Below are 21,929 nucleotides of genomic sequence, written 5' to 3' on the forward strand. Positions count from 1 at the left end.
GGGCATGTGAGATGCAGCCCGTTTTGTTGTGTTACAGGTATTATGTTAACTGTTCTTGGAGTACTTCTTTTAGGAGTTCGATAGCACTTTCTTCTGTGGGGTCGTTGGTACCAAGTTCGCCACGAAATGCTTTGGAGAGAATGGATTGTTTTAACATCGGAAGATTATTTAATGCACTATCAATTATTTCTCTGTGCTCTTCTTCATATTTAAATAATTGTTTCAATTGTCCCCCAATTAATTCTTGTTCTTCTAAAGGAGGAACAGGTATCATCAATTTTTTGACAGATGATAAGTTTAATTCAACTTGATTAGTACTACCTGTAAAATTGTTTAAAAGCTTATCTTGAATTAAAGGACTACTTAAATAGTAATACAAGAAAGTTGAATTGATAAAATTGTCATTAGTTCTCACAACAGTTACATGCGAATCAGCCACTACTGTTTCCTTTAATTCTTCATTAATCTTTGCTACTCTTCCAATAGTACCTGTTCCTGTTGAGTTTATTAATATATCATTTAAGCGTAAAAATCTCTCTTCTTTATATTTAGACAATGTATTCTCATCAAAAAATCTTGCTTTTGTAAGATCAAAACCTTTCCATTGTACACACTTTTGAGATACTACTCTAACACTTGAATCCTCAACGTATTTTGGACTCTTTCCACGTTGAATATAAATGCAGACATCTTCTATCTTTAACCAGTTCCAATTTAGAGGAAGGGTTATTTCCTTTTTTTCTATCTGCTCACTCTGAAAACCATTAAATTCTCTCCACTTTGCTGTCAACTTCCCACGAAAAGCCTTATCCAAAATCGCTGCTCGACGAAGTTCAAATGTTTGTTTTGCTTCATCAATCAATTGCTTTGCTTTGTCAATTTTATTTAAGAGATATTCAACTTTTTTTGCAATTCGTTTTTGTTCTGCTTTTGGCGGAAAAGCAATAGTTAAAGAATAGGCATCTTCTCTATTTAGACCTGGAATTGCGGTTGAACGATTTAATCTTTGTAAATTTAGGTTTCTTAATAAGTAGTAATAATATCGTAAATCTAATTCTTTATTTATTTCTAGGTAGTATGTTGTATCAATTGGCCAACCTGAATTATCAAACCAATTTACTACCCCGTGAGAACCTTTTCGTCCCACTATAACAATTGGTCCTTCCACTAAAGGTTCAGAATGATACCCTACGACACCATTTGAACCAAAAACCGGGAATCCATTTCCAGACCTATTTTTTTTAGGTAATGATTTACCATATGATAATTTTAAAACTGAGCCTAAATTAGTCCAAATCCAATTCTTAGGTATTTTATAGGGCTGTTCTTTTAAAGGTACAAGTACTTCCTCTAATAATTCATCCATTGTCTTCTTCTGTTTAATTTTCCTACTCATCACTACTCACTCCAACTGCTTCATTGATCAACAGTATTTTATTTTTTGGTTTATAACTTTTCCCAGATTCAACAAAACGAAGCTCGTCCACTACTTCGTTTAACAGCCCTACAGCTTGTGTTAATTTCTCAATCGCTTCTTCCGCAGACCCAATTGGATCAGGTAAATTCTCATAGATAGAATGGGCTTCATCTGCAATCAACCCAATATCCAAACTATCATCTTTCTTTGCAATCTCCTCACGTGTAAACACATTCCAACGATCATCAGCAACCTTGCTTCTATCTTCCGCATCATAAACCTTTATGAAATCAGCAAAATGCTCTTCTTTCAACGGATTACGCTTCCCAAAGCTTGGCATATTGGTACGAAGATCATATACCCAAACTTCTTTTGTATTTCCTGCCTCTGTTTCCCCGCGTGTAAAGAAGAGGACATTTGTCTTTACTCCTTGGGCATAGAAAATACCTGTTGGCAGACGTAAAATGGTATGTAAGTTACACTTATTCATCAAATCACGGCGGATTTCTCCTCCCACACCGCTTTCAAACAACACATTATCCGGTAAAACAACTGCTGCACGTGCTTTGCCGTTTGCTTTTAATGCTCTGTATATATGCTGTAAAAAGTTAAGCTGTTTGTTGGTGGTGGTATAAGTAAGGTCAGAACGGGTTAATCTCTCGCCGCCTTGTTTCGTACCAAAGGGTGGATTGGTCAGGATACAGTCGTAATTTTTTAAACCTTCACCTAAGCTGGAAAGGGTATCGCCAAGGATAACTTCCCCTTGAATATCATGAAGAAGTGCATTCATCATCGCTAGACGGTGAGTATCTCGTACCAACTCGACACCAGTAAACGCTTCTTTTTGCTGAAACTCTACTTCTTGTTCACTAAGTGAAAAATATTCATTTGTTGCTTTTGATACATGATTATTTGCGGCGATCATAAAACCAAAGGTTCCACATGCTGGGTCATGGCAGCGTTCTCCTGGCTGCGGATTTACCAACTGGACAATGACGTTAATCAAAGAGCGAGGGGTGAAGTACTGCCCTGCTCCTGATTTTAATTCACTGGCGTTTTTCTCCAGCAGCCCTTCATATAAATCTCCAAAATCTTCTTTATCGGAGCTGTACCAATCGATTTGATCCATGGAACGAATTAATTTTTCTAGGTTTTTTGGTTCATCTATATTTGTTTTGGCGTTGGTATAAATTTGACTTAGAATATTTCCATCTTGTGTATTTCCTAGTTCATTTAATAGTTCTACATAATGTTTCTTTAGCTCTATGCCATGTTTACTAGAAAGGGATTCCCAACGATAATCTTCTGGTATTTGATAATCTTGTCCCGTTTCTTTCATCATCTTTAAAAATAAGAGATAGGTAAGTTCCGTCACATACTGATGATACGTAATTCCGTCGTCTCTCAAGACATTACAAAGACTCCAAAGTTTCTGTACGATTTCATGATTATTCATTTATGCTTGCTCCTTTTTGTACATCTCTTCATTGATTTGATTTAAAATGGCTTTTAGTTCACCATTAAAAACTTTGTTTAGTTGCTTATATCCGCCTTTATTTTTAAAAGGTTGGGCATCGAATGCTTTCTCTGGATCAGGATCTAATATCGTGTTACTTAACAATTGGCTCTCAATTTTTTCTAACCATCCCTTTTGCAGAGGCGGCCATACTTTCCTATTATAAATCTTTTTCATTGCTCGTCTAATCCGTTCTTGTTTGCTGACTAACGGATCACCAATCGCATATCTGCGGATAAAGCTGATAATATCTGCGGCTATTTCCTCATTGGTAGAATGATACCAAGCGGTTTGCAAGTTTTTCTCCGTAAAGCCTTTTTGATCTAACTCCAACGCCAGTTTTCGCAGCTCGCTTCTGGTTAATTCTTTTGGCCGGGTACAGATGACTTGGATCGCTGGGATCAAGTTCATGTTTTCTTGGATAAATTTATGAAAACTCTCTAAGTAGTCATCTGGTTTCTCTGCTTCTCCATAACCTCTTGTGACACCTATCAGCTTATCTTCATGCTTGGAGATATACTGATTAGATGGCCGCTCTCTGTTCTCATCTAAATATTTCAACAGCTCTTCTTTGTTTTTTAGCTTCTTGATGATTTGTTTTCCTTTTGCTTCTTTGAGCCAGCCGATAAACTCATCTAACGATTGTCCATCATTTAACACTTGGAAATCTTTAAAGTCTTGGTCATCCCAATGCTGCTTTTTTCGCTGGATTTTGGCGATGAGTTCTTGCTTTCTGTCATTTTCGTAGTAAGTACCTTTGAAGGTTTTTAGTTCTTCCACTAGTTTTTGCACGGAGACAGTTGGATTGGCAACAACAGGTTTTATGCTGGTGTAAGGCTTTAAACCCTCATACAAACCAACTGCATCATAAATCTTAAAATGAGTTTTGTTTATTTCGGGACATAACCGGGTCGCTCTTCCCAACATTTGCTCGTAAAGAATCCGCGAACGAATTCGTCTCATAAATACAATATTGGATATTTCCGGAACATCGATCCCTGTCGATAATAGATCAACTGTAACTGCTATCTTAGGCAGTTTTTCGTTTTTGAAACGTTTGATCATTTGACTGGGATCTTTGATCGAACCGGTTATTTTCACAATAAGGCTGTCGTCGATCGGTCCATGAGATTCTACCATTTCCTCTTTTAAGATTCGAACAATCATATCTGCATGATCATCGGTAGCAGCAAAAATAACGGTTTTCCCTTCTGCATCAGGATCTAGGTATTCCGATAAGCTTTTTAATACAACTCGATTAAAATTTTCTGTAATTACTTTTTTGTTAAATCCCGTCACATCAATTTTTACATCATCTGCTAATACTTCTGTCTCCACAGTTCCTGTAACCGCTTTATAGACTTCTACCTTTTCGCCTATTTTCCAGTTTATTCCCGCCTTTTTTAATTCGGTATTGAATTGGTAGGGCGGTTCATGGTCTACCAAATGTCCATCTACGACTGCTTCCCGATAGGAATACGTGAATACAGCGTTTCCAAAGATTTGCACTGTATGCAATGCAGGGGTAGCAGTGAGTCCGATTTTTACAGCATCAAAATAGTCGATAACTTTGCGATATTTGCTGATGTAATCTTGATGATCCCGATTTTCCAATTCATAATCGGACATCTCTCTGTCTAACGAATATCCTCTATGAGCTTCATCGACGATAATACAGTCATATTGATCAACTGTCGGCACCGACTCATCTTGATAAAATAAACGCTTTACCATGCCTTGAACCGTTGCAATCTGTACTTTCGTTTCTTCTTCTGGAATATGGTTTTCTTTTAATGTTTGCAGATCAAAAATCTCTGTGAATGTTTGGAAATTTTCCAATCTAGAATCTCGAAACACATCCTCTGCTTGTCTACCCAATGCTTCCCTATCCACCAAAAACAATATCCGTTTAAATCGGTTAAATTTGATTAGGCGGTAGATCAAACCTAACGCCATTCTTGTTTTCCCTGTACCTGTTGCCATCTCAATAAGAACTTGCCGTTGATTTTTTTCAATTGCTTTTTCCACTGCAAGAATCGCTTTTTCTTGATAAGGTCGTAATTTTAAATAACTCAAGGTTTCATTCCGTAATTCTTCTGTCGACTTTTCAATATCTTGTTTCAACAGGTTATGTAATCCTTGAGGTGAATACCAAGCTTGCAGAGGTTTGGAGTGATTGGTAGATCTTCTGGCATCTAACATCCATATACCCGATTTATACTCTAACTGTTTAATGTAGGGACGGCCATTTGTTGCAAATAAAAAAGGCACATAAAAATCTCCATATGGACCAAGGATGATTTCATTCGCTCTCTTTCTCACCTCTCTGGCATATGTTTTTGCTTGTTCGATATCGGACATGACATCTTTTCTTTTTCGCTTGGCTTCGACTAAACCTACTAATTCCAGCCCCACAAATAACGCATAATCCGCTATTCCTTCACCGCATGGCCACTCTGCTATCGCTTTGTTCTTTCCTTTTTCTGGTCGTGAGCCTTTGCTGTAACGAATATTTTTTGTATCTACTTCCCAGCCAGCTTGTTTTAGTTGTTTATCTATCAGCACTCTTGTTTCTGGTTCCGTATATTTTAATTGATTTAAATAACGATTGGTTGTATCTTTTCTTTTGTCTTTAAGCAGTTTTATATCTTGCTCTGAACGCTGTTGTTGTTCTATTCTAAGTGATTCTAGCTCTTGTTCTAATTTTTTTACTTTCTTTTCATATAGTTCATCGATTTTCTCTAAGTCCGCATTTGCTTCTTTTCTTAGAGGAACTTGAAAAGTAGGAGCTTGAAAGGAATAATCGACATATACTTCCATAAACCAGACACCTAAGCGGTGGGCAAATCGAAGGGCGGTAAGGGCTTCTTCTTCACTCCCATAATAATCGTGAGCAGCTATATTTCCTATCTTTCGCAAGGAATCAAGCATATTTATCAGTTCATGATCTAATATATCGTTTCTTTTTAAGATATTAATTCTCTCAACTTGTTTTACACCATAAGGTTCTTCTATATTTTCAAATGCAAGGATAAATTTAGATAACGTTTCCCCAAACAAACGTGTTTTAAATAAACTTGTATGTGGATCGGTATAGACGTTCTTTTCCGCAAGTTCTCCTAAATTTGCCAAAATACTCCACTGATCTGTAAAAAAGGAGAAGTTACTTCTCTTCATTCCAACACCTCAATAAAATAGAATTTTCAAATTTAATTATATATGAAAGAAATAATAAACGTAATAGTGTAAATAGGAGATCAACTACTTAACACCACATAATCTTTATAAAAGTTACAATGTTATTTTGGAATATTGCACTAGATAAGGTAGAAATATGGATTTGGGTTACACCCTAAAAAAATATATGTATAATAAATATGGCCCTATATAAGAAAGGACATTCATGACCAAGAAATCGGGGAGTCACAACCGTAAGTTCATTAAGTGTGGCTACAAGGGCTGCACTCGGCAGGCGGGAACAATACCCATCAAGGACAGGGAAAGCAATAAGATGGTCACCCCCTGCCCCATATGCTTGGGCAAGATACAGGAAAACAACCAGAAGTAATTCCCTCAATAAGAGGTAGAGTTCTTCTGTTGAATTTCAACTGTTCACATTAGGGCCGCCTCCCTCGTTGTTGGATATCCTTACAGGATGATGACTTCGAGGGACAATTTTTCTTATCTCTTCTACCCTCATTCGAATTTACGAGCTCTTGGAACTTAACTAATAAAATATCCCCCTCTGTTCACTCTCTTTTTTTTGCTATATTTACTCAGGTAAAATAAACATACCAATTTCCCCTTTGGAGTTCTTCCATAACGATTAAACCTTAAAAATCAACATTGAAAAATATGTTCTGTTGCTCGAACGATTACCATCATAAGATCGTGGAGCATATCCTATCTATCCTACTTCAATGCCACATCAGCCTCTCCAAGAACCGGACGATATTTAATTTGCATCCTCATTATTATGCTATAATTTTGACTATCCCAACTATTGCATAAAGAGGTGAAAACATGAAACTCGACTTCAAATCAAACGACTTCATTGGCAGGGATAAAGAGCTGGCAAAGTTGCTGGATATATATGAAGACACCAAGGCTGGAAATACCAATGTGGTGATCCTGGAAGCGGATACGGGGATTGGGAAGACGCGACTGATTCAAGAGTTGTACCACTACTTGACGATCTATGATGACGAACCCAATTATTGGCCGGATAACCTCGAAGATACCAAGCACACGATGACGATTGTACCGGAGTTTGAGGTATTGGAAAACAATAAAGAGCTACAGATGCCTTGGATGTGGGTGGCGATGCGGTGTCAAAATCAGGATGAACGCAATAGTCATTACCATACGACGGCACTGAATCAAATTCGCAAGCAAATCAAGTTGCATTTGGGTGGATTGATTGAACAAAAGAGGCAGAGTGCAGATAATCGGAAAGCGGTTCGCAATGGGGTCTCGCTTTTTGTCAATTATGCTTTCCCTGGAAGCGGAGCAGCAGTTAGTCTCGTTGCAGATATATTGACTGGGTTAGACAGTGGGTTAAATACATATGAATCGCTCAAAAATATGTGGAGTAATTGGCGAAACAACAAAGATAATCTTCACAAAGACCGCAATGCCATTCTTGCCCAACAGGAGTATACTTCTTTCATCGATCAGACGATGGATCTCTTCTCTACCATTCTCTCTACCAATAAAAAGGAACATAAGCTGCCTCTGATCCTTGTTGTCGATGATGCCCAATGGGCAGACCCACTCACCCTCGCATTTACAAAAAGATTAGTAGAGACAGGCGTAGAAAAGCAATGGCCGATTTTGATTTTATGTACGTGTTGGGAATCTAGTTTAAAAGCACAGATCCTTACTCCAACGTCAGAAGGTTTGGTTCACTTTGGAGATTTAGTCAACCAATTAGAAGAGATCAACCGTACGCACCTCATCAAAATGAGAAAATTAAGCAATACGCATATGGAGCAGATCATTAGTTTAGAGCTGAACCATATCAATGCAGAGGCAAAGAAAAGACTAGCTGTCGAATGCAGCGGCGATCTGGAGCTGCTCTGGGACTCGATCAAAAGAATCAAAAATATTCCCGGTCTTATCGGACCGACTGGTGATCTACAGATCCCTCTGTCGCGATTACATTTTAGTTCCAATAAAAAGAAAGAGATCGCACGGGAAAAAATTTTAGACTTGGGGATAGAAAAGGTTTTATTACTGGCATGGGGGAGTGCCCAAGGCATTAAATTTTCCAAGCCTTTTTTAGAACGTTGTATCCAAACATTCAAACATGATTTCCAAGTAGATCTCTCTCATTTTTATCACTTGGAAACCCCTGACAATCTCATCAAAATAAAAAAACACGTCGCCTTTGAGCAGATGTCCAACTTTAATAGACGTTTATACTACGAAATAGCCAGAGAAATATTAGAAGATTTACCTCATCGATCTCAAATTGATGCGATACTGCTTGAATTTTATACAGAGATCATCTCTACTTCGCAAATCGATACGCTGGACAGTTATGAACAGATCACGATTTATGAAGAGTTTCGTTATCACGTAGAAAAAAGTAACCAACAAGCTGCACTTCATGAATTATACTCGCTGTCAGGCATTCGATTACTGGAACTGTGTTTGCAAAATGGTTTTTTTAAAAGCTGCATAGAGATAGGAGATAGTTTACTTGCATCCTCACATCTGTCCAACGAAAACTATAAATATGTCTTAAGTATCTTAATCAAAGCCTCTTTTGATGCTGGAGAGGTGGAGTTGGAAGAAATATATATCAAACTATATTCAGAGAATACCTTTCTTAACAACGAAAAAGACCAAGATTTACTCGGTCTTCTCTATAAATCAAAATATCATCAACGCCTTTTTCATACAGAAAAAGCAGTATCTCTAGCGGAGAAGGCGGTGCACAAAGCATCTGCTACAAAAGACTATCAAGCATACAAATGCCATGAACAACTCGTAAATGCCTACTTTTATGCAGGACTAAATCAACAAGGATTTGCAGCACTGAATAAGATGGAACGAGAATTTCAAGATTTTTTAGAAGATAACAAAAGAATAAACGCCTCCTTTCATCATACTTTCGCCCTTTTATGTCATAATGTCGATTTAAACCAGCAAGTGGTCGAGAGAGCATTTACTTGTAAATCCGCTTACTCTGGGTTTCATGATACCTATAATCACATGCTATCCCGTGTGAATCTTGCTGATGGATATATGGGGATCGGAATGCTTGCAGAAGCGGAACAAGAAATAGAGCGTGTGTACAAAAGGGCAAAATCTAGCAACTGGGTAAACGCTCATAATATTGCTGCCATCTGCTATGGAAATATACTGACGATACAAGGTAGATTATCGGAAGCATTTCAGTTTTATGAAGAAGGAATTCACCTATCGAAACAAATCAAGCATAATTGGGATCTGTATTATGGTTTAATTTGGCGGTCGATTTGTCTTGCTAGATTTGGAGATCCTGCATCTATTAGAAATTTAGTTACCTATAAGATAGAATGTGATAACAGAGGCTACCAGTACTTATCTTCCTTAGCTGCGGCTTTTTCGTTGTTAGCATCTGCCTTTTTAGTAAAAAAACATCCAAATGCGAAAGAAATGTTGACATCCATTGATAAAGATTCTACTCCAGGATTGTACGCCCAAGCTGTCGCAGCTTATCTACAAATAGAAGAGATAATCGAGAATGAAAAAGTTAATCTTATGCATGAGATGATCTCATCCGCTATAGATTGTGAAGGAATCAAAGGGTTTCCCGAAGTTATGAGTGACTGTATACAAGAAATTCGCGAAAAAGAGTTAAATAAAGAGTTACTTTCCTCTTTTGACCTTTGGAACAAAAAATATATACAACCTGTTCTTCGCTTCCGACATGATGTTCTGCATCAATTAGAGCAAGAATATGGAGCGGAGCCAAAAATGAAGAGTTGTGCTTTGCAGTGTGAGGCGATCTGTTGTTATGATGGCGTCTATCTCTTAGAAAATGAAGAAGAAATGCTAAAAACTACGGTTCATCGGTACCCAGAATTTTTCCCGCATCTCCCGGACGAATTTATTGTTGATGGTAATTGGCAAGACATTCAAGTAGGGAGAAAAACAGCAGTAAAACCATATAACTACTCATCTGAACATTTTCCATCCCATTTTGAGAAAACCCGCTGTGTCTTTGCCTTAGAAAATGGACTTTGTTCGCTACAAAAAGCAGCTACAGAACTAGATTTTCACCCATGGAAATTTAAACCTACGGCTTGTTGGTCCTTCCCTATTCGATTGAATACTGGAAAAATCTCAGGACCTGCAACGGAGGATGAACCAGATCCAGATTATGTGGACGATAACTACCCTGGCTATAGTAAATATGTCCCATGCGGGAAACATCATGACGATGGGACAAGCTGGGCTAAGCATTATCAACAAGAATTGCAATACTTAAAACAAAAATTAAAAAAATAAGCCTTTTTTGTCACTTTAGACTGAAAAAAACCACTTCTGAAAAACGATTCAGAAGTGGTTTTAAGTAAATAAAGACGATATTCAAACTGACTTCATTTTTCGTTCCAAATGATCGTCTGGAACGATGTCTTCCAATTCGATGAATTCAAACTGATTTCTTTCTTTTTTTTCATTTTTTGTTAATACATGAAATCCTTATTTATTCTCGTCGTTACTCGTTTATTCGACAAATACTCCAAAAGCTTTGTGCTATACTAAATACAACGTTATTGCCAACCCAGCGTGAGAAAGGTCACCTGATGAAGGACAACAAGCTTACCATCACAAAAACGTGCATCCCAGGGACGAAGGTCCACTCCCTGTACCTGTGGCAGGGTAAGTGCTACTACATCTTCCCTGACCTCACTTCCGAGACTCGACTCGGGGACATCACTGTCTTCACGACACTCCACCACACGGTGTACGTAGACGGTGATCGGCGCTTCAAGGTGCAGCCGAATGGAGACTCGAAGAAGCGCTTCTTCAGTACAGATAAGGATATGCCCGGCACTGTCAATATGCGCAGTCGTTTCGGCATCTGGCTCCAAGTCATCGGGCACTATCTCTTCAGTGCGGAAGACGGGCAGGAGCCGGAGCACCTCATCAACACGGAGGACCCGAAGCTCGAAGAGGATCGCATGGTTAACGACTGGTGGTTTCTTTGGCTCCGGGATAACCAGCGTGAGTCGAACTGATCGCTTCTCTGGATAAGGCAATAGCCTCGCTCCTCTCCATGAGAGGAGCACCAATTACACTTTCAAAAAATCCATATATAGATTGTTATCATCTCCGCAGATAAAAAACATACTTCTAAAAATTTGCTTTTGTATTCTTTTCCGCGGCTTTCGCCGCTTATTTTAGTACTCGTTCAAATACCAAGCTTACAAAAAACAGATAGAAGTGCTGTTCCATCTCAAAAATCCATTTCTATCAATTCTATCATTATTGGAATCCTAGCCAGCAATGTTCCCTAACTAGACCATGTGTATGTTAATCACACACTTCTAATGTTCCTGTGACGATCGTTTTCTCTGGAAGGTAATTGTACGGCACTGGCAGATCTCCATCATGCACAACATACGGCTCATGGACAGTGAGATTTAGGAATCTACGCTCTTTTAGTAGATTGGGAAAACACTATTTTATGAATTCTAACTATCCTTTGAATTGTACGCGATCAACCCATGAATGAGTTGCCCTTTTTGGGAATCCCCCTCTTTTATCCACAAAAGATTCTTTGTTCTGGTACTTTTTCATCCAATCCTTCACTTGACTTTCCTTTCGTATTCCTAATTCATTTGCAACTGCTCGATAACTTTTCTCTTGTTCGAGATACATTTTTCACTGCTTTTCATCAACGATTGGATGACCCCTATATATTTGCACCAATTTTTTTGCAGTGTGGCTTGGAACAGAACGATTGTTGTCCTACTTCTATAGCTGTGTTATTCTGTCGTAATACCTACTTTAGTAGGTCAATTTACAGGAGTGATTAGCATGTTAAAACAGCATGATGATTTTATCCGAAAAATAAAAAAGCAAATAAAAGATGATGAACGTTTTATAGGTATACTAGCAGGAGGTTCCATGATAAACAATACGATGGATCAATTTAGTGATCTTGATTTGATTCTCGTTTATGACTCAACCTTTCAAAACAGCATACTAAAAAATAGATTACAAATTGCAAGTGAATTCGGTCATCTCTTATCGGGATTTACTGGGGAGCATGTAGGTGAGCCTCGATTACTGATTTGTTTATACAAAGCTCCTATTCTTCATGTAGATTTAAAATTTGTAACTTTGGAAGAGGTAAAGAACGGAGTGGAGAAACCTATTATCGTTTGGCAGAGGGATTCATCTTTAAGTCAACTACTCAGTAAAACAAATTATTCTTATCCCTATCCTGATATACAATGGATGGAAGATCGATTTTGGGTTTGGATACATTATAGTGCTACAAAACTTGGAAGAGGAGAACTATTTGAGGTAGTTCATTTCCTTTCATTTCTCAGAGAAACTGTTATAGGTCCATTAGCGTTAATGAAAAACAATTTGTTACCAAGAGGGGTACGAGGGATTGAAAAAGATGCTCCAGAACTTACTGAAAAACTGAAAAGAACAGTAGCCATCCATGAAAAGAAAAGCTGTTATAACGCAATTATATCTTCAATATCTCTATATTTAGATCTTAGACGAGATTATGAAGAAGATATCCAAATAAAATATGAAGCTCAAAAAGAATCTATTAAGTATTTAGAAGAAGTATACATTAAAAGTTAATAGGACTTCCCATTTTCGTTCTATCAACATCTCAGTCTCCTTTATCTGGTCAAATTGCGCTTTATGACAATGCTGGTTCTATGCCTATGAGGAGTTTATAAGTATTCACACCATTTAGGGAACTTTTCTATATGGGTATCGCCATTTTGCCAATTTATAAGCATGACGATCTACAGTGATATCTTCGGCTGGGGGTTTGCTGCTTTTTCCGGTACCTAAGCGACTAAACTCAGAGTTACATAACCTGATTTGTTGATTGCATCTACATAAGAGTATGTTTCATGCTGATAAGGAAAGTCCCAATATGTACTTGTGAGAGTAAATCCAGGCACCAATACATGAATGGTTTTCCCAGTTGGATCTCCTTGGCTGCATAAATTTCCCGTTACTTGATAGGTTACAGACTTCCCTTTTCCCAGTGATACAGGAAACGAATGGCTGATACACTTCTTGGTGGTCTCAGTCCCTTCTGCAAAACTTAAAGAAGTTTGCAGAAACAGAGACAGAACAAGAAATATTCCGCAGAGAATGGAGAGAGGACGATAGAAAGAATGAGATCTCATACATTACTACCTCCTATGATTTGATTGTAAGATTAGTTAGATAATTATAGTTATATCACAATATTTTCTATCCTACTATCGCTGTTCCTGCACTCCATTAGCATTATTAATCGCTGTGATAAAGAAGAAAATAATACACTAATATAAATCAATTTTTCCATCAAATGGGGTGCGTCCATCTCTTTCTTGAACTTCATAATCGCAGAGGGAGTATGTTAATGGGGCAAGGATTTCCCAAAAGTAGGGATTGATACATAAAAACAAAGCACTAATCGGAATCCTGATCACATATAACTTAGAGGATAAAGGGTTGATTAGAGGAAAAAGTTAACTTATAGCATTGGTAAATAAACATGACCGACAAGGAGTGTATAAATTATTTAAACTTACTAGATCCAATCGATTTGCCGATTATTTAAAAAGGTATGTATCCCAAGACAAGAGTACGAAACCATTTCTGCAAAGTGATCTTGCATATTTGGGTAATATCACCCCTAAGGAAGAAAAAGAAATAGCACAGCGTTTAGAAATATTTTTTACTCGATTAGCATCCAAGGCTTCAAATTGGAAAATGGCAAGGCGTGCTTTTTCTAACGAAATATTCATCCCGGAGACGTATTTCAAATTCGCCCGATCCTTTGCTTTCCGTAAATCCGGCCCACTTCCCAATCATGTCACTGAGCACCTCCATAAACGAGGCTATACCGACCAAGATTTAAAAGAATGTATAGGTTTAGCAGCAATACCAGCAGTTTGCATGACAGATGATGAGTTTCAACGAGTGAAGAAGTTTCGGTTGGAATGCCCTGTTCCCGAAGTAGGTTTTCGTATCATGCGAGTGGAAGATAGGGATCGGTATTTAACTGGAGAATTTCATTCTATTTGTGGATTTTGGACAGATCATATGCATTATGATGGGGCTGCTAGCGATAAGTTGATCTATGATCTGTTGCGTTTGGACTACCCAAAGTCTGATTATCGAGCTCACGAAAAAAAATTTTATGCGATCCGCTTTGCTCTCAAGCATGCTCCATTGAAAGGTCAGATCCCTTTTATGAACCGCATAAAAATCAATGAATATGGGGAAATTTCCTCTCACAATACTCCGGGAAATCCACTAACAGCAAATGGCTTTACAGCTACGCGCGAACCCCTTTTAGTTCCTGAATATAAAGCTACTGCCTTTCAACCGATCCCTCTAATCGAAGAACAAACTTGTCTTGGCTATTTGGATAAGCATGGCAAGTTTCATGAGGAATTTATGTTTTACAAAGGCAAATGGATAATCAAAAAACAATACGAAAAGCAGAAAGAAAGCGAAAAATCTATCTCTGTATTAAAAGTTCGCATCTCTGATCCCCCAAAAAGACCCCATGAGAACTCTCTAGTGATGGATCGATGATGGAAAAAATAGACGAAAAATTTCATATTATCAAAAACTCCCTTGCTCTTATCCTTCGGAGTTCTTTTTATGCTTAGACGCAACGTAAACTTCTATTTTCATTCTATTAGCTGCAGTTGTATGCACAAACGATATAAATAATGGATGCCACGCACCTGATTTTGGATTTGTTTGTGAATATAACGAAGCGAATCATGAGCAATCTTTTCTGTTTGTTTGGCATCATGATGATCTAAATCTTTTAGAGCCTGCTTCAAAGATGTTAAATCTATTGAATAAATAAAAGGTCTTAAAGAGTTTATGATAAGGATTTTTCGGATATGGGATCGCTTAAAAAGACGATAGTTATTGGTTTTATCGCGATCTGGAGTAATAAGCCCGATCTTTTCCCAGTGACGAATAGCGGAAGCAGGAATATGTGTCTCCGCTGAAACTTCCCCAATGGTAAGCAGTCTGTTACCTGCTTTTTTGTCCACATCGGATAGTGTATGGGACAACGCCATATCTAATAGCTTTTCTGCAATCTTTTTTTCTTGATAGAGATTGGCTTGAGCTTCATTTATCAATGAAAAAGCTGCTTCGATATCTCTGATTTGAATACATCGAAGGACTTTCGAGGTAACGTCCATTCCAAAACCGCCAGACATGGCTTGAATACATTCAAAATAAGCTACATGTTCCTCCGTATATATTCGATAACCACTCGCCGAACGCTGCACAATGGGAATAAGTCCACGTGATTCATAATGTCGCAGGGCACTTGTACTAAGCTTTAATTTGCGTGCGATATCAATCGGGCGTTTATTCATCCTGCACCTTCCTTTGATCCTATTGTAAGGTTCCCTCATAAAAACCGCTTTGACAAAGAAAAAATATATCATAACCTTATCATTTGCACTCATGTTATAGACTGGAGAAGTAAGTGAAATTGTTTGTAAATGAAAAAGGGGTCTTGCAAATGCAATCACTAAAGGAACTTCTGGAAGAAAACAAAAAGGATACCATTTTTACCATTGCCCAATTTATCGAAAAACATATAGCGGAAAACTGGCAAATCATACTGAAAAAAAACCACGATCAATTGATGGACGCATACCACAAAGCCGGAGATATGGCATATGGAACATATTTAAATTTATTGTATCTAACGATTCATCAGCAGCTAAAAGAAGCCAAATTAAACCCTCATCCAAGACTGCCAGGTGACTTTGATATCTCCAGAGAATGGGGACAAAATGCGGAAGGAACGGACCAACAACGTTGGATGTGGAGTACGATTCATCAAATAAAAACCGGAGAGCCAATTGGTACCATTGTAACAATCGTTTTTCACGATCACACCCAATTTCGACTCCCACGATCTCCGCAGATCATTGGTTTAACGGAAACAACCAAAGATACCATTGTAGAAGTTCTTTCCCAGCAGTCCAATGATTTTAAACATGCACTGGAATTCACAGTAGAATATGCTAAATACTTGGAAAATCAAAATGGATAGTGATATAAATCCTCTTTGCTTTTATCGCTTATCCAGACGATAAGAGAACCAGATTAAGCGCCAATAAACCATTATCGAATCGTTTTAAGCATTTTATTTTTGACAGAGAAACTGCTTTGCCAAAATAAAACCTCTGGCACTTGGTCCGCCAGAGGTTTTATTTCATTATCTTAAACTATGCTCTTCTTTCTAATAGTCCCTTTTATTCAAACATCAGATACCAATATATTGCAGTTTCATCATTTTGCTTGTCTATACCTTTGTATACGCAAAAATCAAAGCCACCAATTACAAAGCCACAACTTTCATAAAACTTGCACGCTCTCACATTATTATTCTGTGTTTCTAGCATAATACCTGGCATGTTATGAGATCGTGCCCACTGTTTTGCTTGTTCGATCAGTCTTCTCCCTATCCCATGCATCCTGAATCGTGCGTCTACTTTTATATCTTCTACATACGCATACTGATTCCAGTTTCTTTTTAAAATGATTTGTCCGACTACTTGATTTTCTACAAATGCGAAGTAGATGATTTGATTCGGATTATCAATGTACGTAAAATAATCCTCCATTGACATCTCTTCGTATGGTTCACCAATGTAGCTCTTTCGATAACTTGGGATTTCTTTTATCGTGTAACTGATTTCCTGACCTTTTGCGGACAAAACAAGGGCAGAATCCACGATAAAACTCTCATCCACGTTCATATTCTTGATTTGATCTTCATTTCTCATTTCTCTAATAAAAATATCCATTTTCGTCCTCCTAAATAAAAGTTTTTGAAGTAGAAATGGATACTTTGATGGAGCTCGGACTTAATAAAAAACGCATTTTTCGTTCAAACGGAAAACCTCCACTTTTCAGTCATCTCAATAAAAATTTTGTCAACTTCTACCCTTTTCAGAACCCATATAGAATATATTTTATTTTGGTTTGGCATAAGAATTGACATTTTCGTGCTCTTTTATAAATTTATATCACAAAATTTAATGAGAATGGTATAAATATGTGCACCTATCGCTATTGAAATACTTTTTTTACTGAAAGTGTCTCCCATGGTAGGAAAGGCAGTAAAATTCCATAAATGACTTATTTTCCAAAGCAAAATACATGAATGATTTTCTACCATGGATGTCTATTCTTAAAAAAGCCCGGAGACTGGCACTACAAGTGTAGTACCAATCCCCTTAAAGCTCATCGCTTACTTGAAGGGCTCTACTTTCATAGGCCCATCCCCCCTGCGAATTAGTCGAGCACTGTACTGCTTAGGTTTCAGTACCTTGATCAGGTACTGCATGGCAAGCGCGGGGTCAACAGTACTACCACACGTGTAGCAGTCCAGACCCGCAAACCCTTTCTCTGGGTAAGTATGGATGGTCAGGTGACTCTCGGACAGTACCACTGCAACCGTGACGCCTTGTGGCTTGAATGCCTTTGCCTTCACGGCCACAATCGTAGCACCGCAAGCTTTAGCTGCTAACTTCAGCTGCTTCTTCAGCTTCCTCTTACTATTGAGAAGAGCAGAGTCTACTCCCCAAACATCCAGAACAACGTGCCTGCCAATCGTGCTGTACTCTTCTTGCACCCAAACTCCAAGGATGAAGCAACGATCTTTCTTAGATTTTAATTTAATAATTATATTTTGTAAATTATGAATAATTATTTTTTAAATCATTTTCTATTTTTGGGTGACATCAAATAAAGTAGTGGATCCTGAGATGACTTTTGAAATAAACGCTGTACAATTGTTCGAGACAATGATATTTCACATGATGAATCTAAGTGTCTCTAAATTTATAAGAGAATAGTTTTAGAATACTTCTGACAAATCGTTTAATCGTTCAAGATATTTTTGTATAATAAAAAAGCAAGAAGATCCGCAAACCCTGATTGGAGAAACACATGTCCTTTTCTGCAGCGGACGCCCTCGCTCACTGCCGTTCGGAGATCAAGCTCAGCAAGCTTGTGCTGTGGTTGCTGATGCTGTGCTTCCCGATCGCATCCCTCATTCGTTGCGACGTCTGGATGACGAAGCAGAAGGAAGAGTGGACGGCGTATCTCCGCCTTCAGGAAAAGCAGTTCGAGGAGTACCACGAGCTGCTGTCAGGCAAGCGCAATGTCCCTTCAACATCGGAGGAAACCATGGGACAGTTCCAGAAGAAAGTTTTCGTGATCGAGGCTGTCCAGTACACTGGCAGCAATCTCGACGAGATCAAGCAGTTCGTCGGCGCAGAGAACGTGAAGTCTGAAAGCGGACGGTATTACATCGTTACGCTCGAAGGTGACATGGATCTCAATACCCAGGATTACGTGATCAAGGGTGTCGAGGGGGAGTTCTACCCTGTTCCTGCTTCTATCATCATGGAACGCTACGACTGGAAGGGCGGCATCAAGTACCAGAAAAAGCCGATCCTCGTCGAAGCGATCAAGTACACGGGAGATAATCTGGACCAGGTGAACGAGTTTTCCAACGGAAGTGTTGTTGTGATGGAGGGCAAGCCCTACATCCGGCACCACAAGGGAAACATGCTCCTCCGCCTGAGCGACTACGTTCTCCCGAATGCTGGAACCAGTGGCTACTTCGTCCACGAAGGAGAGCTCTTCGAGAAGACTCACGACAGGGTGAAGTAATCCCAGTCAGTTGGGTCGACTTTGGGACAGAAAGCTTTTTATAATTCTAATGAACACTCTTTTAAAAAAACTTCGTTGTTCTATTCTTAAAGGTGATTTCAATGCTTATTGCAAAGTCTGATATCCCAAAATGGGCAAATAGATAAATATTCTGTTTGCCCACCATAAAAAAAACAAATGTTAACATAGATTCCATTAAGGTGAGAACAAATTCAAAAAACGACGTGAAGATATCTTCGCGTCGTTTTAGTTCTATAATGAACTTGGTAAAATCTGCAACGCAAGTTATACATTATTCCCTTCATTCCCAAGTCAAGCAGTTACCAATCGCGCCATTCCTCTGTTATATCATCTAATTCTTTTAACCCCTTCCTTTCTGCTGCAATATCTATAAAATAATGTAATTTTACTCTTTCCAGTCTCGTAATAAAGTGATGTTTCAATATCCCAATCATTTATAGCTAAAAACAACATCTTTTACACAGTTCATGATTTCTTCTTTGGTGGGATTCACCAGCTGAGATAACTGGGATATGTATTGGTCTAAAATAACATCCAAACTATTTATTATCTCTCGTATAGGTAGAGTCACTTTCCTCTTTTCTCTGTCTCCATATATGAATTGGATTATATGTATCCATCTCGTTTTTCACTTTTTATCTTCTCTCCCAATGTACGAATGCATCATTTTGTTTGTAATATTCATATATGCAACCATCAATAATATAATATACAAATATAGTATAAATCCCATTTATATTCATCTGAAAACTCATAAATTGATATAGTAACATCATATTCATACCATTGTTAGGTTAATTGTATTATGATTGTTACGATTGCAAAAATTAAAGTCACCAAGGGGTTGTTTCCATGAAAAAAGCCTTAACACTTATGTTTACCTTAACACTGATGTGTACTTTCATTTTCCCCAATGCGTCTTTTGCATCACCTGAAAAATCCCGTCACTCCTCTCTTGTAGCATTAGGTGATTCCATTATATTTGGCTACAATTTAGGGGAAAATAATGATACTCCCTCTAAGTATGCATTTCCCTATTTGATCGGAGCTACTATTCATAAGAACGTTGAAAATTTAGGAATTCCTGGTTGGACATCTGATGATTTGTTACAAGCATTGCAAACCCCAAAATTTCAAACAGCGCTAAAAAAAGCAAAAGTTGTCACCTTAAATATTGGCAGTAATGATATCTTAAGCCTAGCTAGTAAATATGGGTTATTAAATCCAGAAAATGCACAAAAACCTATTCAATTAACCCCAGAACAGCAAGCAGGTTTTGACCAAGCAACTCAAAAATTTGCTAAGAACTTACCTACCATTCTTAAAAAGATAAAACATCACGCTCCTTCAGCAAAGATTGTTTTATATAATCTTTACAATCCAATCCCATCTGCATCTGTCTATTTACATCCTATTTCCGAGTCTATCCTTGGATCACTAAATACAATCATTGATCAAAACGCGTCTAAATTCCATTTAAAAGTGGCAGATGCACACGCAGCATTTGACGAAAAGCAATATACGCTAGTTCGATTAGCTCAAAATGATGTTCATCCAACGATAGAAGGACAAGAAGTATTAGCCAAATTAGGAGAACAGATTCTTCATAAAAAACCAAAATTAATCGCAAATTGAATTGATTTTTCTATCATTTTTAAGAAATCCTGATACTAAAAAGAAAAGTGGATTATATCCACTTTTCTTTTCTTTTGTATTTTATTAGTTTTGCGCTCGAAAACGAAGGGTTAATGCTCCTCCAGCAATTAGTGCTGCACCAAGTACAATGACAGTTGGATAAGAACTTGCTGTTTTTGGTAGTGCTCCACCATTTGGTTTGGTTTGTACTGGTGTTGGGGTTTTTCCATCTGCAGGTAATGTAGTTGGTCCACCGTTACCCGCTGTTGGTGGTTCTATTGTTGGTGGTTCTACTGGTGTTGGCAGTGGCTTAGGTGGAACAGTTGTACCACCGTCATCTGTTGATGGCGGAGCTTCGGTGCAGTTGTTCACTACGATTTCTTTGCTCCAAATTGAACCATTTGGTTCAACCAAATGGAAAATATAACGTCCTTCTTTTCCATTTTCATTTTTGGTAACGTCATAGGAAATGTTATGCGCTTGCCCTTTTTTCAATGCTGGAATATCACCAGTAGCAATTTTTTTACCTTGTTTTGGGTTACCAACTTTGGACCAGTATAGATCGTAATGGCCTGCTTTTTCGCTGTCGCCTTGCTCAATGTTAACGGTAACATCTAGTTTTTTACAATCTCCACTTGCTTGCGCTCCCCAGTTACATGCCAATGCCATGGTTGGTACTGCAAAAACAAGCGTAGCGGCGAATGCTCCAGAAACAATTTTTTTGAACATTTTGTCAATTCTCCTTCTCTTCAAATGGCTCGTGGTTGTTTAAATAAATATATTTCATATTCTAATAGATAACACCTTATTTGAAAGGTATTAATAGTGTACTTTGTTTGAATATTTCTTTAAATAACATCTATCATTTTCTACTTTTCTTAATAAAATCAGCGCACGGCGAAATAGATTTCTCTATTCCGCCGCGCGAGTGACTTACAGAATGAAGATTACAACCATCTGCATCTTTTCAGCCAGCTTAATCTGGAATTCCAAAAGAGCCTTCAACTTGTCATTTTCGGACTTCTTTCCCTTCTTAACAGCAAGGCAAGTCCCTTCAAAATGGAAAATCGACTGTTCCAGCTTCTTCGAAACACGACCTATACCACATACCCTGCGTACAGGCTTCAGTCTCGGGTACTTATTGGCAAAGCCATGGGATATATCCTCTGCCAACTTCTGATCCTTTGGATCGGTGATCATGATAAATCCAGGCATCTCCAGAATTCTGATCACCTTTGGCCCCATGTCCGTGACCATTGTATCTACAGGAAACACTTGGCTCACGAGAATATGAATCTGACCACCGAGTATTTCTCGAAGACTAGTAGCCACTTGTTCCAAAGCCTTCAGGTGATTTGCATTGCCAACTTGGAAATTGTCCGGAAGATTCTTTACTGCATCGCTTAGGCTTCCCATAGGATT

General features: G+C 38.2%; 17 protein-coding genes. 7 read left to right on the plus strand and 10 right to left on the minus strand.

Annotation, left to right across the window (positions count from 1 at the left end; genetic code table 11):
* Window positions 1-40: 40 nt before the first annotated feature.
* The 3 genes from GSM42_RS16605 to hsdR are packed head-to-tail and all read right to left on the minus strand — an operon-like array spanning window position 41 to window position 6,110.
* Window positions 41-1,396 carry a restriction endonuclease subunit S gene (locus GSM42_RS16605; protein ID WP_160802659.1) on the minus strand — a complete coding sequence of 452 codons (1,356 nt, stop codon included), beginning with the start codon at window positions 1,394-1,396 and terminating at the stop codon, window positions 41-43.
* The gene (locus tag GSM42_RS16610) at window positions 1,389-2,873 is read right to left on the minus strand and encodes a class I SAM-dependent DNA methyltransferase (RefSeq protein WP_160802660.1); all 1,485 of its coding nucleotides are present in this window, start codon (window positions 2,871-2,873) and stop codon (window positions 1,389-1,391) included. Before GSM42_RS16610 ends, GSM42_RS16605 begins: the two co-directional genes overlap by 8 nt.
* Window positions 2,874-6,110, minus strand: a complete 3,237-nt coding sequence (gene hsdR / locus GSM42_RS16615; RefSeq protein WP_160802661.1) for a type I restriction-modification system endonuclease — start codon at window positions 6,108-6,110, stop codon at window positions 2,874-2,876. It abuts the gene before it with no gap.
* 846 nt (window positions 6,111-6,956) lie between these two features.
* Between hsdR and GSM42_RS16620 the strand changes: the two genes are divergently transcribed.
* Both GSM42_RS16620 and GSM42_RS16625 read left to right on the plus strand, forming a co-directional pair.
* Window positions 6,957-10,433 (plus strand): DUF3109 family protein, encoded by a 3,477-nt coding sequence (locus GSM42_RS16620; RefSeq protein WP_160802662.1) that lies wholly within the window; start codon window positions 6,957-6,959, stop codon window positions 10,431-10,433.
* Window positions 10,434-10,732: 299 nt separating this feature from the next.
* Entirely contained in the window at window positions 10,733-11,167 is a 435-nt protein-coding gene (locus tag GSM42_RS16625) for a hypothetical protein (RefSeq protein ID WP_160802663.1), read from the plus strand.
* Between the two features lie 460 nt (window positions 11,168-11,627).
* On the opposite strand, the gene GSM42_RS16630 is transcribed toward GSM42_RS16625, so the two are convergent.
* Window positions 11,628-11,810: a helix-turn-helix domain-containing protein gene (locus tag GSM42_RS16630; RefSeq protein WP_160802664.1), complete on the minus strand. Its 183-nt coding sequence runs from the start codon at window positions 11,808-11,810 to the stop codon at window positions 11,628-11,630.
* Between the two features lie 159 nt (window positions 11,811-11,969).
* On the opposite strand from GSM42_RS16630, the gene GSM42_RS16635 reads away from it, so the two are divergent.
* Window positions 11,970-12,755, plus strand: coding sequence for an aminoglycoside 6-adenylyltransferase (locus GSM42_RS16635; protein ID WP_160802665.1), 786 nt, complete (start codon window positions 11,970-11,972; stop codon window positions 12,753-12,755).
* A 215-nt stretch (window positions 12,756-12,970) separates the two neighbouring features.
* Here GSM42_RS16635 and GSM42_RS16640 read toward each other — a convergent pair whose 3' ends face one another.
* On the minus strand, window positions 12,971-13,318 hold the full coding sequence (locus GSM42_RS16640; protein ID WP_160802666.1) for a hypothetical protein: 348 nt from the start codon (window positions 13,316-13,318) through the stop codon (window positions 12,971-12,973).
* 367 nt (window positions 13,319-13,685) lie between these two features.
* Here GSM42_RS16640 and GSM42_RS16645 point away from each other — a divergent pair, with 367 nt between their 5' ends.
* On the plus strand, window positions 13,686-14,720 hold the full coding sequence (locus GSM42_RS16645) for a hypothetical protein (RefSeq protein WP_237446675.1): 1,035 nt from the start codon (window positions 13,686-13,688) through the stop codon (window positions 14,718-14,720).
* A 98-nt stretch (window positions 14,721-14,818) separates the two neighbouring features.
* Here the strand turns inward: GSM42_RS16645 and GSM42_RS16650 are convergent, their stop codons facing one another.
* Window positions 14,819-15,529: a MerR family DNA-binding transcriptional regulator gene (locus GSM42_RS16650; protein WP_160802668.1), complete on the minus strand. Its 711-nt coding sequence runs from the start codon at window positions 15,527-15,529 to the stop codon at window positions 14,819-14,821.
* A 149-nt stretch (window positions 15,530-15,678) separates the two neighbouring features.
* Here GSM42_RS16650 and GSM42_RS16655 point away from each other — a divergent pair, with 149 nt between their 5' ends.
* Window positions 15,679-16,218 carry a DUF6022 family protein gene (locus GSM42_RS16655; RefSeq protein ID WP_160802669.1) on the plus strand — a complete coding sequence of 180 codons (540 nt, stop codon included), beginning with the start codon at window positions 15,679-15,681 and terminating at the stop codon, window positions 16,216-16,218.
* Between the two features lie 202 nt (window positions 16,219-16,420).
* Here the strand turns inward: GSM42_RS16655 and GSM42_RS16660 are convergent, their stop codons facing one another.
* Together GSM42_RS16660 and speD are read right to left on the minus strand one after the other, a co-directional pair.
* On the minus strand, window positions 16,421-16,975 hold the full coding sequence (locus GSM42_RS16660; protein WP_160802670.1) for a GNAT family N-acetyltransferase: 555 nt from the start codon (window positions 16,973-16,975) through the stop codon (window positions 16,421-16,423).
* A 446-nt stretch (window positions 16,976-17,421) separates the two neighbouring features.
* The gene (gene speD, locus GSM42_RS16665) at window positions 17,422-17,805 is read right to left on the minus strand and encodes an adenosylmethionine decarboxylase (protein ID WP_160802671.1); all 384 of its coding nucleotides are present in this window, start codon (window positions 17,803-17,805) and stop codon (window positions 17,422-17,424) included.
* Between the two features lie 317 nt (window positions 17,806-18,122).
* Between speD and GSM42_RS20425 the strand changes: the two genes are divergently transcribed.
* On the plus strand, window positions 18,123-18,851 hold the full coding sequence (locus GSM42_RS20425) for a hypothetical protein (protein ID WP_202404977.1): 729 nt from the start codon (window positions 18,123-18,125) through the stop codon (window positions 18,849-18,851).
* 873 nt (window positions 18,852-19,724) lie between these two features.
* The gene (locus tag GSM42_RS16675) at window positions 19,725-20,507 is read left to right on the plus strand and encodes an SGNH/GDSL hydrolase family protein (RefSeq protein WP_160802672.1); all 783 of its coding nucleotides are present in this window, start codon (window positions 19,725-19,727) and stop codon (window positions 20,505-20,507) included.
* Between the two features lie 84 nt (window positions 20,508-20,591).
* Here the strand turns inward: GSM42_RS16675 and GSM42_RS16680 are convergent, their stop codons facing one another.
* Together GSM42_RS16680 and GSM42_RS16685 are read right to left on the minus strand one after the other, a co-directional pair.
* Window positions 20,592-21,236 (minus strand): LPXTG cell wall anchor domain-containing protein, encoded by a 645-nt coding sequence (locus GSM42_RS16680; RefSeq protein WP_160802673.1) that lies wholly within the window; start codon window positions 21,234-21,236, stop codon window positions 20,592-20,594.
* A 204-nt stretch (window positions 21,237-21,440) separates the two neighbouring features.
* Entirely contained in the window at window positions 21,441-21,923 is a 483-nt protein-coding gene (locus tag GSM42_RS16685) for a hypothetical protein (protein ID WP_160802674.1), read from the minus strand.
* Between the last annotated feature and the right edge of the window lie 6 nt (window positions 21,924-21,929).

The organism is Shimazuella alba, assembly GCF_009831235.1.
Lineage (GTDB): Bacteria > Bacillota > Bacilli > Thermoactinomycetales > Thermoactinomycetaceae > Shimazuella > Shimazuella alba.

What these genes read in the sequence shown, in the direction of transcription:
- GSM42_RS16605 (WP_160802659.1), bottom strand. Translation starts at nt 1,396, where the DNA reads ATGAGTAGGAAAATTAAACAGAAGAAGACAATGGATGAATTATTAGAG.
- GSM42_RS16610 (WP_160802660.1), bottom strand. Translation starts at nt 2,873, where the DNA reads ATGAATAATCATGAAATCGTACAGAAACTTTGGAGTCTTTGTAATGTC.
- hsdR (WP_160802661.1), bottom strand. Translation starts at nt 6,110, where the DNA reads ATGAAGAGAAGTAACTTCTCCTTTTTTACAGATCAGTGGAGTATTTTG.
- GSM42_RS16620 (WP_160802662.1), top strand. Translation starts at nt 6,957, where the DNA reads ATGAAACTCGACTTCAAATCAAACGACTTCATTGGCAGGGATAAAGAG.
- GSM42_RS16625 (WP_160802663.1), top strand. Translation starts at nt 10,733, where the DNA reads ATGAAGGACAACAAGCTTACCATCACAAAAACGTGCATCCCAGGGACG.
- GSM42_RS16630 (WP_160802664.1), bottom strand. Translation starts at nt 11,810, where the DNA reads ATGTATCTCGAACAAGAGAAAAGTTATCGAGCAGTTGCAAATGAATTA.
- GSM42_RS16635 (WP_160802665.1), top strand. Translation starts at nt 11,970, where the DNA reads ATGTTAAAACAGCATGATGATTTTATCCGAAAAATAAAAAAGCAAATA.
- GSM42_RS16640 (WP_160802666.1), bottom strand. Translation starts at nt 13,318, where the DNA reads ATGAGATCTCATTCTTTCTATCGTCCTCTCTCCATTCTCTGCGGAATA.
- GSM42_RS16650 (WP_160802668.1), bottom strand. Translation starts at nt 15,529, where the DNA reads ATGAATAAACGCCCGATTGATATCGCACGCAAATTAAAGCTTAGTACA.
- GSM42_RS16655 (WP_160802669.1), top strand. Translation starts at nt 15,679, where the DNA reads ATGCAATCACTAAAGGAACTTCTGGAAGAAAACAAAAAGGATACCATT.
- GSM42_RS16660 (WP_160802670.1), bottom strand. Translation starts at nt 16,975, where the DNA reads ATGGATATTTTTATTAGAGAAATGAGAAATGAAGATCAAATCAAGAAT.
- GSM42_RS20425 (WP_202404977.1), top strand. Translation starts at nt 18,123, where the DNA reads ATGTCCTTTTCTGCAGCGGACGCCCTCGCTCACTGCCGTTCGGAGATC.
- GSM42_RS16675 (WP_160802672.1), top strand. Translation starts at nt 19,725, where the DNA reads ATGAAAAAAGCCTTAACACTTATGTTTACCTTAACACTGATGTGTACT.
- GSM42_RS16680 (WP_160802673.1), bottom strand. Translation starts at nt 21,236, where the DNA reads ATGTTCAAAAAAATTGTTTCTGGAGCATTCGCCGCTACGCTTGTTTTT.
- GSM42_RS16685 (WP_160802674.1), bottom strand. Translation starts at nt 21,923, where the DNA reads ATGGGAAGCCTAAGCGATGCAGTAAAGAATCTTCCGGACAATTTCCAA.